The sequence below is a fragment of the Baaleninema simplex PCC 7105 genome (genome assembly GCF_000332355.1).
GTDB lineage: Bacteria > Cyanobacteriota > Cyanobacteriia > Cyanobacteriales > Geitlerinemataceae > Baaleninema > Baaleninema simplex.
Map to the genome: position 1 here is coordinate 36,459 of NZ_KB235960.1, position 13,497 is coordinate 49,955.

Consider the following 13,497-nt stretch of genomic DNA (forward strand, 5'->3'; position numbering starts at 1 on the left):
TCTCGATCGCTTGTTTCCCCCCACATTTCCCATCCGAAGGTCTCGATCCGCCTTGCAAAAAACAGCAGTGCGTTTCTCGGATCGTTCCGCAACACCTAAATTTCAACCCCGAAACCGTCAATTCTTTCCCCATCGAGGGTAAAATACAAAATCGCTTTGTTGAGTCTATCGATCGCCAGGAGAGAAACCGTTGCAAACCCTGTTACGTCTGTCGCGGCTCGTCGATCGCGCCAACGAATCGATCGGTCGTCTAACAGGCTGGCTCGTCCTTCTCATGGTCGTTGTGGGAACCTGGAACGTCATCGGACGGTATGCGGGCCAAGCCATCGGTATCAAACTCAGTTCCAACGCTTTCATCGAAACCCAATGGTATCTCTTTAGCTTAGTGTTTTTATTAGGTGCTGCCTACACCCTCAAACATAACGAACACGTGCGAATGGACGTGTTGTACAGTAACTGGTCGCCCCGCCGCAAAGCGTTAGCGGATGTCATCGGAACCCTACTGTTTCTCATACCGTTTTGCGCTGTCGCCCTGTGGTTCGTGCGATCGCCGATTCTCAGTTCTTGGCAAATTCAAGAAACCTCCCCCGATCCCGGCGGCTTACCCCGCTATCCCATCAAAACCTTCGTATTCGTCAGTTTCGTTCTGCTGATCTTGCAAGGCATTTCCGAAGCTATCAAAAAATGGGCGGTGTTTGTCGGCGAGATCGGTGCAGAGGCCAATTCCCACGACGCAAATTCTGAAGGCACAAACACAGAAGAGGACGGTCGAAATGACTGAATGGTTGGGAATTTCCATGTTTTTCGGGGCGCTCGTCCTGTTGCTGCTGGGGTATCCCGTCGCCTTTACCCTCGGCGGTGTCGCCATCCTCTTCAGTCTCATCGGCGTCGCAACTGGAACCTTTAGCTTTTCTTTGTGGGGGAGTTTTCCGCTACAGGTATTCAACACGATGTCCAACTACACCCTGTTGGCCATTCCTTACTTTATTTTTATGGGGGCGATGCTGGAAAAATCGGGAATCGCCGAACGCCTCCTCGAAACTATTGGCATTCTCTTCGGACGGATACGGGGCGGTTTAGCTTTAGCAGTGGTTCTCGTGGGCGCTTTGTTAGCGGCCACAACTGGCGTCGTGGCGGCGACCGTCGTGGCGATGGGATTGATTTCTCTGCCGATCATGCTGCGCTACGGCTACAACAAAGAATTGGCGACGGGAGTAATTGCTGCATCGGGAACCCTCGGACAAATTATTCCCCCCAGCGTGGTGTTGGTGGTTCTCGGCGATCAGTTAGGCATTTCCGTCGGTGATTTGTTCGTGGGGTCGATGATACCGGGATTGCTGATGACTGGAGTATTTGCCGTTCACGTTTTGGCGATCGCGACGATTCGACCCGACGCCGCCCCAGCTTTACCGCCAGAAGTGCGAAATATGCGCGGTCGCGATTTGGGAATGCGGGTGTTGAACGCGATGGTTCCGCCGCTGCTGTCGATCGTCTTGGTTCTCGGCAGCATTCTTTTCGGCTTTGCAACGCCTACAGAAGCCGGGGGTGTCGGTAGCGTCGGGGCGATTTTGCTGGCCGCAGCCAACCATCAGTTAAGTTGGGATTCGCTGCAACGCGTGGGCGATGCGACTTTACGAATTACCAGCATGGTGGTGTTTATTTTGTTGGGATCGGCGGCGTTTAGCTTGGTGTTCCGAGGACTCCGGGGAGAACAGGTCATTCAGAACGCGTTAGGCAACCTTCCCGGCGGAGAGGTGGGATTTTTGGCGGCGAGTATGGCGATCGTGTTTTTTTTGGGATTTTTTATCGACTTTTTCCAAATCGCTTTTATTATCGTGCCGCTGTTTGCCCCCGTCGCCCAGCAGTTTGGGATGGATATGGTGTGGTACGGCGTGGTTTTGGGGGCGAACTTACAAACTTCGTTTTTGACGCCGCCGTTTGGATTCGCGTTGTTTTATCTACGAGGCATTACGCCGCCAGAGGTGAAGACGCAGGACATTTATCGCGGGGTGATTCCCTTCGTGTTGCTGCAAATTCTGGTATTGGTCGCGATCGTTCGTTTTCCAGCGATCGTGAGTTGGCTTCCTTCCGCTCTCTAAAACTTACTCAAACTTAATCATTTGATGTTCAGTTCCTAGCTTGGATCTTCGGAGACCTTTCCATCACTAGGCTTGCACGGCCGAGCTATCCGCACATTCCAAATTAATCGCTGCGTTTAAATCACGATCGATAGAGATGCCGCAGTTAGGACAATCGTATTGTCTTTTCTCTAGTGGCATCTTTTGTTTATGGTGGCAGTTCGAGCAAATTTGTGAACTGGGATACCATTGGTCAATGAGTGTCAACTTGCTTCCATACCCATAACATTTGTACTCAAGCTGACGACGAAATTCATAGAAACCACCATCAGCGATCGCACTCGCCAGACAATGATTCTTGAGCATCCCTGACACATTCAAGTCTTCAATTTTTACTTCGCTGTGGTTCTTGGCTAAGTAAGTTGTTAACTTGTGTAGATGGTCTGCTCTAATATCCGCGATGCGTCTATGGGCTTTAGCCAGCTTGAGTTTGGTCTTTTCTCGGTTTTTACCTCCTTTTTGACGACGGCAAAGCTCTTTTTGGAGTTGGGCTAGTTTTTTCTTGGCCTGGCGATAGGCTTTGGGGTTGGGATAAGTTTTACCATCACTCAGAGTGGCCAGGGTATTGATTCCAATATCTACCCCGATACGCTCTCTTACTTTGGGGGTTGACTTGGGTTTAACATTAATTTTGAAAGCAATATACCAGTCCCCTGCACGTTTACTTATTGTGACGTTTTTAGGATTTGCTGGAGGGAACTGTTCATGGCTTTTTACCCATCCAATTCGGGGGAGTTTTAGCCGATTTCCAGAAATTATAATACTTCCTTCAAGGTAAAAACTATCCTTGACATTCTTTTTTTTGAATTTGGGAAAACCTGTTCCCTTAACCTTCCAAAACCGTTTAAATGCCTTATTTAGATGGCGCAAGGCTTCTTGCGGCGCACATTTCGATACCTCGTAGTACCAAGGATTCTGACTCTTTACCTCCGCTACTAATTTTTTGTGTAAGTCTATGGCTGTGGGCAGTTTACCTCCTGCCTCATAAATTTCCTTACAGGTGGCAAGTCCCCAATTCCAAGCGTGTCGAGCGACTCCGGCGTGTTTCGCCATGAGCGTTCGTTGTCGGTTATTTAAGTTCAGCTTCGTCTTAAAACTCTTCACTGACTTTTTTTAACTCCTCAACAATTTTTTTGTTATTATGACTGTGGCTACCATAAAGACGAGCAGAAAACACGGTAATGATTTCTAACACATCGTTGGCTAAATCTTCCTCAAAACTGGCATCCTCAGTCCGATTTATAATCACAATCTCTACACCAAACTGCTCGCAGATGCTGAACACAAGTTCAGACCCGAATCTAAGCCACCTATCCTTATGGGTAAGAACCAGTCTGTCAATTTCACGCCTATGTGATTAACCTCAGAAGACGCTTTAATCCATGCTTACTGTAATTCATCCCAGAGCCTAAGTCTTAGATGATTTCATGCTCCCAACCATTTTGAGCGCAGAACAATTCAATAATTTCTTTTTGACGTGCTAAGTCTTGTTTCTGGTCGTGGCTGCTGACTCGTGCATAACCAATTGTGTACGCTCTATAAGATTCAACACCAAGCAGTTGAGACAGGTCGTATCTCCGATGACCCGACGGGTGCATCTCAATGAGTGCAAAAACATCAGTTTGGGGTGGCAAAATTCCCGATTAGCACTTCCGGTATAAGATCCCCGGCATCTTGGAGATGCCGGGGATCTGGAAATTGAGTGCGCCCAACTCGATGAATTTACATTTTTGAGATACACCCGACCCGACGCTGTGCGCTCAGGGATTAATTTCCCTTCTGACTCCCAACGTCTTAAGTAGTTATTTTAGTATAAGAAATGAGTAGGCTTGAGTAACTTTAGTGAGAAATTTCCACTCTGTCTTCAACCCTCAGCAAAATCCAAGGCTAACCGAACCTCTCAACGACTCACTGCAAAAACTGCCCGCTGTCTACTGCCCACTGTTCACCGCTCACTGCAAAAACTGTTCGCTGAAGAAAGGGGGGAGAGAGGTATGACGACGTCGAACCCAGGCTTCGCCATCGCCGATACACGACCCAGAAACTCCCCCCCCCACTAATATCTCGGGAAAAATCGATGAGTTTTACGGGAATGCCCCGGAATCGTTACAAAACTTTATAGAAAATACCGGAAAAGCCATGAACGAAATTGGAAATGCCTTACGTCTGTCGTTACAGGTGGCGGCGATCGCGACGGTATTCGTGGCTGTCATCGGTAGTAGTCTCGGTTATCTCCTGGTGCGGTATCGTTTTCCCGGTCGAGATTGGCTCGAAGCGATCGTGACGTTACCGCTGGTGTTACCGCCGGTGGTGGTGGGATATCTCTTATTAATATTGCTCGGACGCAACGGAGCGATCGGGCATTTACTGTACGAACTGACGGGATGGACGCTGGTGTTTACTTGGCAGGGTGCTGCGATCGCCGCTGCTGTCGTTGCCCTACCGCTGATGGTGAAAACCACGAAAGCCGCGCTTGAAAGTGTCGATCCCGCATATTTAAAGGCGGCGTCTACGTTGAGACAATCCCCCTCGAAGGTGTTGTTTCGGGTATGGTTGCCCCTGGCGTGGAAAGGGATTTTAGCGGGGGTCGTCTTGAGTTTTGGGCGTGCTTTGGGGGAGTTTGGGGCGACGTTGATGGTGGCGGGGAACATTCCCGGCGTGACTCAGACGATGCCGATGGCGATTTATCAAAAGGTGCAGATGGGGAACGATCGCGAAGCGGCGGTGTTGGTGGGGATTTTGAGCGCGATCGCGATCGCCGTGGTGTTTTTGAGTAAATATCTGGAACGATCGAACGCAGCGCCGTAAAGAAATGGTATGGCAATGTGTTTGATGGGTGATGTCCGTGGTGCTTTCTACCGTTACGACGGCTCGAAAATCTCGCTGGGTTCGCTGGCGTCGGCGCGAGTCTGGGGAATCTTTACGGCTTTGGATGGTTCTCGTCGTCGCGTCTTTGGGAATTCACGGGGTTGTGTTGGGATGGCTCAGCCTTCGCGGATTCGAGACGAGGCGATCGCCGTCGGATCGCTTGGAAAACGATGCGATCGAAATTTCGGTTGTGGAACGAGCGATCGTGTTCGAGAAAGCTTCGACTTCTGAACCAACGGTTTCAGACTCTTCGACTTCTGAACCAACGGTTTCAGACTCTTCGACTTCTGAAGCCGTCGAAGACAGTCGAGATGGAGAAAACGAAACCGGTGCGATCGGCGCGTTACCGCCAACGCCGACACCCACGCCGGTTCCGACTTCTACGCCAGTTCCCACACCGACACCAACTCCTGTTCCCACGCCAGTTCCGACTTCGACGCCAACACCAGTTCCGACTTCGACGCCAACGCCAGTTCCGACTTCGACGCCAACGCCAGTTCCGACTTCGACGCCAACACCAGTTCCGACTTCTACGCCAACACCAGTTCCGACTTCTACGCCGACGCCAGTTCCAACTTCTACGCCAACACCAGTTCCGACTTCGACGCCAACACCAGTTCCGACTTCGACGCCAACGCCAGTTCCGACTTCGACGCCAACGCCAGTTCCGACTTCTACGCCAACGCCAGTTCCAACTTCTACGCCAACGCCAGTTCCGACTTCGACGCCAACGCCAGTTCCGACTTCTACGCCGATTCCGACGCCCACGCCCACACCCGTTTCCGATCGCTGGCGCATCGGAGCGATCGCTGCTGAATTTCCCGCCGACTTACCCGATCGCCCAGAAAATCCCGCCAGACTAAGTAACTCGTCTCGTCAAACCCTCGATCGCGCGATCGTTCCACCGGACTTAAACCACGGCGATCGCTTCCGAGTGCGTCTCATCGTCGAAACCAACGGACGAGCGGAAGTTGCCGGGGTTTGGAAACAACCCGGTAACGTGGCGATGGGCGATGGATACCGTCGTTTCCTACAAGCCGTCATCGACGACTGGCAATTTCAGCCTGCCAACAATCTCGTTAACGGTAACCCCTCCCCCGTCGTCTCTAACCTCGATCTCACGCTGTCGATCGAGAAATTTTGAAAAAATCTTTGCCATCGAGAAAAAGTATGTTATTCTAGTTCAGGTGCGCGATAGCGCGGGCGTAGTTTAGTGGTAAAACCTCAGCCTTCCAAGCTGATGATGCGGGTTCGATTCCCGCCGCCCGCTTTAAAAAAATGCTTTTGTGAAATTCCAACCTTGAGAGATTAAGGTTAAAACAAAAGCGTAACAACCCACTCAACAAAGCGGAGCGATCGCGCCGATGTCACCTCGGCAAATTCCCATCGGCCAAGAGACTGCCCTGAAATTTCTCCATGCGGCGATCGACTGCGATCGCATCGCACCAGCCTACTTATTCGCCGGACCAGAGGGGATCGGGCGAGCGATCGCGGCGCGGTATTTTGCCGGACTGCTCCTCGGCGGACACCGCGACAACCTCGACAACCATCCGGATTTTCTGTGGGTAGAACCGACGTATCTCCACAATCAGAAGCTGCTGACGCCCGCCGAAGCCGAAGAAAAAGGCTTAAAACGCAAAGCGCCCCCGCAAATTCGCCTCGAACAGATTCGCGAAATCGGAACCTTTCTCAGTCGTCCGCCCTTAGAAGCTTCGCGGAAAGTCATAATCCTCGATCGCGCCGAAACGATGGCAGAACCTGCCGCTAACGGACTGCTGAAAACCCTCGAAGAACCGGGACGCGCCACGTTAATCCTCATTGCACCTTCAGCGGAATCTCTCTTATCGACTCTCGTTTCTCGCTGTCAGCGGATACCGTTCTATCGCCTGCCTCCCAAACACATGGAACAGGTCTTACGAGAAACCGGACACGAAGAGATTTTAGGCTACCGAGCCATTTTAGCCGTCGCGCAAGGCAGTCCTGGGGCAGCGATCGAATCCTGGCAGCGACTGCAAACCATTCCCCCGGAAATTCTACAACGGGCGCGTCATCTCCCGCGAACCCTGCGAGACGCCCTCGACTTCGCCAAAGCGATCGCCTCTACTCTCGACACCACCGAACAACTCTGGCTTCTCGACTATCTCCAACAAAGCTACTGGCACGATTACTGTGACGAGGGCGGAACGCTACCACCGCTGCAAAAACTCGAAGCCGCGCGAAGTTACCTCCGCAGTTACGTCCAACCCCGTCTCGTCTGGGAAGTTACCCTGATGGAATTGGCGTGTAGTTACCCGTGAAAATCGGTTTGAGAAAAACGAGGCAAACGCAGAGACTTGCCCCGACGGAACGATTTCTATACCGCCTTTTCCTGCTGCCATTGCTGCAACGCCAAACGGTGAACCTCTTGCCAACTCAACTTCTGTTTCCGGGCAACTTTGGCAACGTCTTCGTATTCCGGTTGAACGTTGATGACGTTTCCTTTGGCATCGCGGGCGATTTTCACGCGAACTTCGCTGTCAAAGAGGGTTATCGATCGAAACTCTCGCGAGAGGATCGATCGCTCTTGGAAACTGTGACGAATGCCCAAGGTTGTCGTTTCTCGGAACAACACCGCCTCGCAGTCGGTTTGTTTGTCGGGAGAACAAATCACCGTCAGCAACACGCCGGGACGATTTTTCTTCATTCCCACCGGCTGCGTGAAAACATCTAACGCCCCAATATCGAAGAGTTTGTCGAACACGTAGCCGATCGCCTGGGGGCTGATATCGTCGAGTTGAGTTTCTAACACACAGACGCGATCGCTCGCCGACGGTTGCGTGTCTTCTCCAATCCACAATCGCAAAACGTTCGGAATCGGAAACTCTCGGGAACCTGCCCCCAACCCCGTCTGTTGCAACGTCATCGCCGGAGGAACGCCGAACGACTCCACTAACGTAACCGTTAACGCTGCCCCCGTGGGGGTGACGAGTTCGCGATCGATCCCGTTTCCGTACACCGGAACCTGGCGCATTTCCCAGAGTTTCAACACCGCCGGGGCAGGAACCGGAATCCGTCCGTGAGCGGCTTTCACCGTTCCGCCTCCCGTGGGTAACGGCGAACAGTAGAGGCGATCGATCTCCAACCAATCCAACCCGAGACAGGTTCCGACAATATCGACGATGGCATCGGTAGCCCCGACTTCGTGAAAGTGGACGCGATCGAGAGAAACCCCGTGAACCGCCCCCTCAGCCGCCGCCAACCGGCGAAACACGGCTAAACTCCATTTCCGGGCGCGATCGGGAATGTCCGCCGATTGCAACATTTCCTCAATTTCCGGTAAATAGCGATTTCCCTCAGAATGGTGGTGATGGTGATGTTTCTCAGCGTCGAACGTGGGCGGTTCTTCCGTCATATCGCGCAGGTCCACGTAGGCTTTCATCGCCGAGATGCCGTTACGACGAACCCGTTCGACGCGCAAACTGTAATCTTCTCCCACCCCCAAACGGTTCAAGTGTTCGGTGAGGTAGTCCACGGGAACCCCCGCATCCACCAAGGCTCCCAAACACATATCCCCAGCGATACCCGTGGGGCAATCGAAATATGCAATCTTACTCATTTAATATCCGCACGCGCACCATCCAAGTAACTATTCCCACCGCTAACCCTTACGGCTATAGCGGGGGCTTTATCCCTAACCCGTACCTACCGGGAACCAACTCAGTTGCCCCTCTAACTGGCAAGCATAGGTCGAGATTTCAGGCTGAGTTACAACAGCCCCCAGTTGAGCGATATTTAACGCTCCGTTTACATCAGCATCATGTTCAAAGCCACAAAAGCCACACTTAAACCGCTTGCCGTTGCGATAGGATTTACCTCGTTCGGGGTGAACGTGGTGGCATCGAGAACAAGTTTGGGAAGTGTAGCGAGGATCGACAGTAACAACCTCGACTCCTACGATGTTCGCCTTGTACTCGGTAAACAATTGAAGTTGGTAGAACGCCCATCGGTGAATTTCGGTTCGGGTCTTTTTCTTGAGCTTGACGTTCAATCGAATCCCCGTCAAATCCTCGAAGGCAATTACAGACTCGGTAGCTTTGGCTTCTCGAACGAGTTCCTTGCTGATGTTGTGATTGACCCAACTTTGAAACCTCGATTCACGCCCAGAGAGCCTTCTCAAGAGGCGTTTCGCCCCTTTCGTGCGTTTGGCTTGAATCGAGGCTCGAACACGAACGTACTTTTCGCGAGTCGCCCTCAATTTCTCTCCCTCCCAGGATTTCCCGGTGGAGGTGGTGGCGATATCTCGCAATCCCCGATCGACTCCCAAAACCTTGGGGGTTCTCCCCTTCGGTTGGGTGAGGACTTCCACAACGATGTTGATGTAGTAATCCCCTTGTCGGGTTTTCTTCAGCGTTGCACTGGTGGGGCTTTGACCTCGCAACAGCGCAATTTGATAGCCACCCATCTTGAGATCGAAGTTGACTCGTCCCGACTTCAGTGTTACACAGACCTGTTGTTTGGACTCGATATATTTGAACGTCCGAACGTCGAGACCGACGCTGGTGGGGCGAAACTTGTGGATTTGTTGGGTGGCTTTTCGTTGATTGACAACGCGGCGAATTGCCTGACAAACGTGATTGGCTTTGAGTTCGGTGGCTTCTCGAATTGGCTTATACGTCAGGTGATGCAGCTTGGTCGTGTTCCAGACATTGTGTTCTTTAGCTGTTTGCAATATTTGGTTGCAAGCCTCAGCAAAGCCCACCAGAGTCTCATCGATCTTTTCGGTCAACTCGGCTGGAACTATCAGCTTGCATTTAACCGTTATTGCTTGAGTCATGTTCCCATTTTAATTCATCCAGAAAGCGATGTAAACCTAACATTGGAGGCGGCACTTCCTCCCACCGCTAACCCTTACGGGTATAGCGGGGGTCTCTGTGCCGAAGAAAGATGAGATTATATGTGTGTTTTGCCAAGGGGATTTCCTTCGCGGCGTCCCCAACCGCAACCTGATAAAAAAACAGACTTATGGCCGAGCTTTACGAAATTCATCCGGAGACGCCGCAAGTGCGTCGAATAGAGCAGATCGGGGATGCCCTATCCGACGGGGCGGTGATGTTGTACCCCACCGATACGGTATACGCCATCGGTTGCGACATCAACGCCAAATCTGCCGTCAAGCGAGTTCGCCAAATCAAGCAACTCGCCAACGACAAGCCGCTTACCTTTTTATGTCCCTCGTTGTCGAACATTGCCAGTTATGCCAGGGTCTCCGATCCGGCTTATCGGATTATGAAGCGTCTGATACCAGGACCGTTTACCTTTCTCTTGCCCGCGACGAAACTCGTCCCGCGTTTGGTGATGGACCCCAAACGTAAAACCACGGGGATTCGCGTACCCGATCGCCCCGTGTGTTTGTCGCTTCTCGAAGCCTTGGGACATCCGATTATTTCCACGTCGGCGTATTTGCCCAGTCAGGACGATAACACGCCGATTCCGACGGTGAAGGTGGGACGAACCCTCGATAAGGCGGAACTGTTCGATCGCTGGGACAAGTTAATCGATGTCATCGTAGATGATGGATTGGAACCGGGTTACGACTTTTCGACGATTCTCGATTTGACGGACGACAACCATCCTCAAATCGTGCGGAAAGGCTTGAATTGGGAAGCGGCAGAGGCGTGGATTTGAGTTTCGACTGTGCCAGTTGACTGTGCCAGTTGGGACGGTGGCGTGAATAGCGGCGATCGATCGGTAAACCGTCCACCGTTAGCAGTAGTGAGTCAGACAGCGAGATGGTTCGATCGAACCCTGACGGGGTAATCGATCGCGAGTTTGGACGCCGATCGTCAGGCAGTGAATTCGGATAGGGCGATCGCGGAATTGGTTCGAGACGAGCGAACAGGTTCGGATAGTGGCATTTTCGCGCCCTGAGTGCAGTTTTCGCGCTCCTAAAGTTGAGATGTAGACGGAAAGGCACTGCACTGCCACCGCTACATCTCTTCTTCAGACCAAGTGCGCTACCTTCAGGCAAGATCGTGAACATTAAACTCGCAACTTCCTTCAACCAGGGCATTGACGATAACTTGAAAACGGGACGTTCCGCCCCGCCTCCATCCCCAGCTACCGCTGCCGAACCGCCCGCCGATCCCTTTGCCGATACGGTGTTCCGCCACTTGCAAGCGGAGTTAGACACCACCTCCGGCAGTGGCAAACAAGTGGCCCGACGTATCGCCCGCGAAGTCGAACGCATCTGTGACAAGAGCGATCGCATCCAGCGTTCGGGGGACGTGGAAAAGTGGAAACTCAACCTCGCCCACCATCGCCTGACCAAAATCTCCTCTTACTATAAACTCGGCTCGAAACAGGGTCGTGTGGAACTCCACAGCAACCTTAGCGTGATGGTGTACCGCCACATTGCCCCGACGAAAGCGAAACTCGGGTTTCAAGGTCGATACAACCTCATCGAAGACTTTCTGCAAGGGTTTTATATCGAAGTCCTGCGGGCGTTTCGTCGCGAACACGACGTACCGGAAGATTACACCCCTCGGACTCGCGTGGAGTTGGCGGAATACATGGCGTTTACAGAACAGTACGCCAAACGCCGCATTTCTCTTCCGGGTCATAATTCCCAGCAACTCGTGATTTTGAGAGCGCAAGGATTTGCCAAAGGTCAACCCCCGGAAACTTCAATCGATATGGAACTGGCGGTAGAGTCTGGAAAAACCGAAGAGGAGGAAAGTCACAGCCGTTCTGCGGCTGCCCGTCAAGTTCGCGAACAGATGGTTTCTGAAACCGTCGATCCCTCGGAAGCGGTGATGCGCGATCGCGTGATTCGCTCTCTCATCAACTATTTGAAAGAGCAAGGTCAATCCGACTGCATCGATTATTTAGTCTTGAAGTTACAAGATTTGTCGGCTCACGAAATCGACGAAATTTTAGGACTGTCTTCTCGAGAACGGGATTATCTGCAACAACGGTTTAAGTACCATGTAGAAAAGTTTTCTCGGGCGGGAAATTGGAAATTGGTGCATCAGTGGTTGGGAGCAGATCTCGATCGCAATTTGGGGATGTCTCCGGCTCAGTGGAAAGAGTTTTTGGAAAAACTCAGCCCCCAGCAACGGAAACTCATCGCCCTCAAGCAATCCGGCGTCAGCGACAGCGAGATTTCTTCTCAGCTCAAATGCACGCCCAAACAGGCTCAGAAACGCTGGTCGAAATTACTGGATTTGGCTTGGCAACATCGCAATGGTTAATTTTTCGGGGAAGACGCGATCGAAATGGAAAGTCTTCCCCTTTTTATATTTTTGGGTTGCTGTCATAAAAAATTGCCACATTCCAAACAATTTGAAAATCAAAGATTTGTTGGTCAAACAACTCGATTTTTAAGTGAATTTCGTTATTTTTATAGGAAGATCGGAGCAAAAAACCGGGTCTCTGAGTAAAATTTAACGGAGGATACAGAGAATTGACTATAGGACGAGTTTTTATAAAAGACCTAGATGTTACCAGATGTTGCCAGATCCCCGGCATCTTGGAGATGCCGGGGATCTTGAGTAAAATAGATATCTTATAGAACTTTTTGTTAGTAAAAATATTAATCGATCGGTTCAATAGATAAAAAAACAAAAAAGATATATAATAGAAAAGAAAAGCCATAACGATCGAGAAGCAATCTTGAAAGAGATTCGCGACTTAAAACAAGAAGTCGAACAGTTCAACCAAAAATTCGAGAATTACCAAAAGGCCATTCAAGGGGTGGTTCAGTTAGCCTTCAGCCTCATCGCGGCGGCCACCGTCACCGTTATCGTGTCGAGCGTCATCGCCAAGTGACGCACCCCAATATCCCCCCAATTCCCGCTTGAGATTTATACTGATTCGTAAGCAACAGTACTCATCTCATATCGATCTCATGGCAGAAGACGCAAACCAAGAGAAGAAGAAGCCAGCCGCCGCCAAAGGCGGGAAAGCCAAAAAAGAGAAACCCCCCGCCGTCGAAGACAAACCCTTCGCCGACTTCATGCACCAGGATTACCTGCCTGCCTTGAAAGCGGAACTGGAAAACCAGGGAATCGACGATCTCGAACTCAAATTTGAAAAACATCGAGTTCGTCCCATCAGCCCTTCCGACGAGTGCTGGCAAGTCATCGGCACCTGGCAAGGGGGCAAACGCCGTTTTGTCGTCTACTTCCCCAAAGCCGACATCAAAGGACCTCGTGCCTTCTCCTGTTCGGCGGACGGCACCCAACCGAGTACGATCGAACCCTTCCTGATGGACGAACGCAGAATCAACTTACAACTGCTGGTTTTCGGCGTCGTACAACGGTTGAACGCCCAGAAGTGGCTGGCCCGAAACTAGATTCAGTCACCAGCCTTTTACAGTGAACAGTGAACAGTGAACAGTGGAGACAGTTGACAGTTTATTCCTTGTCCCCTTGTCTCCCCTGCTCCCCCTCTCCCCCTCTCCCCCTCTCCCCCTCTTCCCCTCTTCACTTACAATAAACCCTGTGGTTTTGTC

The 13,497-nt window shown here is 51.4% G+C and carries 13 protein-coding genes, 1 tRNA gene and 1 pseudogene; 11 read left to right on the top strand and 4 right to left on the bottom strand.

The window, feature by feature from the left end; all coding sequences use genetic code 11:
• Positions 1-190: 190 nt before the first annotated feature.
• Positions 191-781 carry a TRAP transporter small permease subunit gene (locus GEI7105_RS0123660; protein WP_017662882.1) on the top strand — a complete coding sequence of 197 codons (591 nt, stop codon included), beginning with the start codon at positions 191-193 and terminating at the stop codon, positions 779-781.
• Positions 774-2,099, top strand: coding sequence for a TRAP transporter large permease (locus GEI7105_RS0123665; RefSeq protein ID WP_017662883.1), 1,326 nt, complete (start codon positions 774-776; stop codon positions 2,097-2,099). Before GEI7105_RS0123660 ends, GEI7105_RS0123665 begins: the two co-directional genes overlap by 8 nt.
• A gap of 66 nt (positions 2,100-2,165) precedes the next feature.
• Here GEI7105_RS0123665 and GEI7105_RS0123670 read toward each other — a convergent pair whose 3' ends face one another.
• Both GEI7105_RS0123670 and GEI7105_RS32180 read right to left on the bottom strand, forming a co-directional pair.
• Complete coding sequence (locus tag GEI7105_RS0123670) at positions 2,166-3,191, bottom strand: RNA-guided endonuclease InsQ/TnpB family protein (protein WP_051044231.1); 1,026 nt, start codon at positions 3,189-3,191, stop codon at positions 2,166-2,168.
• Between the two features lie 37 nt (positions 3,192-3,228).
• Positions 3,229-3,739, bottom strand: a pseudogene (locus GEI7105_RS32180) (IS607 family transposase); the annotation flags it as partial.
• Positions 3,740-4,277: 538 nt separating this feature from the next.
• On the opposite strand from GEI7105_RS32180, the gene modB reads away from it, so the two are divergent.
• The 4 genes from modB (at position 4,278) to GEI7105_RS0123700 (ending at position 7,303) form a co-directional block, all read left to right on the top strand.
• Positions 4,278-4,946 (top strand): molybdate ABC transporter permease subunit, encoded by a 669-nt coding sequence (gene modB, locus GEI7105_RS0123680; RefSeq protein WP_017662885.1) that lies wholly within the window; start codon positions 4,278-4,280, stop codon positions 4,944-4,946.
• Between the two features lie 40 nt (positions 4,947-4,986).
• Positions 4,987-6,150: a hypothetical protein gene (locus GEI7105_RS39150; protein WP_218959089.1), complete on the top strand. Its 1,164-nt coding sequence runs from the start codon at positions 4,987-4,989 to the stop codon at positions 6,148-6,150.
• A 55-nt stretch (positions 6,151-6,205) separates the two neighbouring features.
• Positions 6,206-6,276, top strand: a tRNA-Gly gene (locus GEI7105_RS0123695).
• A 94-nt stretch (positions 6,277-6,370) separates the two neighbouring features.
• Positions 6,371-7,303: a DNA polymerase III subunit delta' gene (locus GEI7105_RS0123700; RefSeq protein WP_017662889.1), complete on the top strand. Its 933-nt coding sequence runs from the start codon at positions 6,371-6,373 to the stop codon at positions 7,301-7,303.
• A 56-nt stretch (positions 7,304-7,359) separates the two neighbouring features.
• Here the strand turns inward: GEI7105_RS0123700 and larC are convergent, their stop codons facing one another.
• Both larC and GEI7105_RS0123710 read right to left on the bottom strand, forming a co-directional pair.
• Positions 7,360-8,601, bottom strand: coding sequence for a nickel pincer cofactor biosynthesis protein LarC (gene larC, locus GEI7105_RS0123705; RefSeq protein WP_026097919.1), 1,242 nt, complete (start codon positions 8,599-8,601; stop codon positions 7,360-7,362).
• A gap of 75 nt (positions 8,602-8,676) precedes the next feature.
• Positions 8,677-9,714, bottom strand: coding sequence for an RNA-guided endonuclease InsQ/TnpB family protein (locus GEI7105_RS0123710; RefSeq protein ID WP_245555491.1), 1,038 nt, complete (start codon positions 9,712-9,714; stop codon positions 8,677-8,679).
• A 293-nt stretch (positions 9,715-10,007) separates the two neighbouring features.
• On the opposite strand from GEI7105_RS0123710, the gene GEI7105_RS0123715 reads away from it, so the two are divergent.
• The 5 genes from GEI7105_RS0123715 (at position 10,008) to GEI7105_RS0123740 (ending at position 13,338) form a co-directional block, all read left to right on the top strand.
• Positions 10,008-10,670 carry an L-threonylcarbamoyladenylate synthase gene (locus GEI7105_RS0123715; RefSeq protein ID WP_017662892.1) on the top strand — a complete coding sequence of 221 codons (663 nt, stop codon included), beginning with the start codon at positions 10,008-10,010 and terminating at the stop codon, positions 10,668-10,670.
• Between the two features lie 9 nt (positions 10,671-10,679).
• The gene (locus GEI7105_RS40620; protein ID WP_281167033.1) at positions 10,680-10,802 is read left to right on the top strand and encodes a hypothetical protein; all 123 of its coding nucleotides are present in this window, start codon (positions 10,680-10,682) and stop codon (positions 10,800-10,802) included.
• Positions 10,803-11,017: 215 nt separating this feature from the next.
• Positions 11,018-12,235 (top strand): HetZ-related protein, encoded by a 1,218-nt coding sequence (locus tag GEI7105_RS0123725; RefSeq protein ID WP_017662894.1) that lies wholly within the window; start codon positions 11,018-11,020, stop codon positions 12,233-12,235.
• A gap of 421 nt (positions 12,236-12,656) precedes the next feature.
• A complete protein-coding gene (locus GEI7105_RS0123735) occupies positions 12,657-12,812 on the top strand; it encodes a ssr2422 family thylakoid membrane protein (protein WP_017662896.1) in 156 nt (51 codons plus the stop codon).
• Between the two features lie 79 nt (positions 12,813-12,891).
• On the top strand, positions 12,892-13,338 hold the full coding sequence (locus GEI7105_RS0123740; protein ID WP_017662897.1) for a DUF2996 domain-containing protein: 447 nt from the start codon (positions 12,892-12,894) through the stop codon (positions 13,336-13,338).
• Positions 13,339-13,497: the final 159 nt, after the last annotated feature.

Excerpts from the sequence above, each read along its gene's own strand:
- larC (WP_026097919.1), bottom strand. The coding sequence starts at position 8,601 with ATGAGTAAGATTGCATATTTCGATTGCCCCACGGGTATCGCTGGGGAT.
- GEI7105_RS0123715 (WP_017662892.1), top strand. The coding sequence starts at position 10,008 with ATGGCCGAGCTTTACGAAATTCATCCGGAGACGCCGCAAGTGCGTCGA.
- modB (WP_017662885.1), top strand. The coding sequence starts at position 4,278 with ATGAACGAAATTGGAAATGCCTTACGTCTGTCGTTACAGGTGGCGGCG.
- GEI7105_RS0123700 (WP_017662889.1), top strand. The coding sequence starts at position 6,371 with ATGTCACCTCGGCAAATTCCCATCGGCCAAGAGACTGCCCTGAAATTT.
- GEI7105_RS0123740 (WP_017662897.1), top strand. The coding sequence starts at position 12,892 with ATGGCAGAAGACGCAAACCAAGAGAAGAAGAAGCCAGCCGCCGCCAAA.
- GEI7105_RS0123665 (WP_017662883.1), top strand. The coding sequence starts at position 774 with ATGACTGAATGGTTGGGAATTTCCATGTTTTTCGGGGCGCTCGTCCTG.
- GEI7105_RS0123670 (WP_051044231.1), bottom strand. The coding sequence starts at position 3,191 with ATGGCGAAACACGCCGGAGTCGCTCGACACGCTTGGAATTGGGGACTT.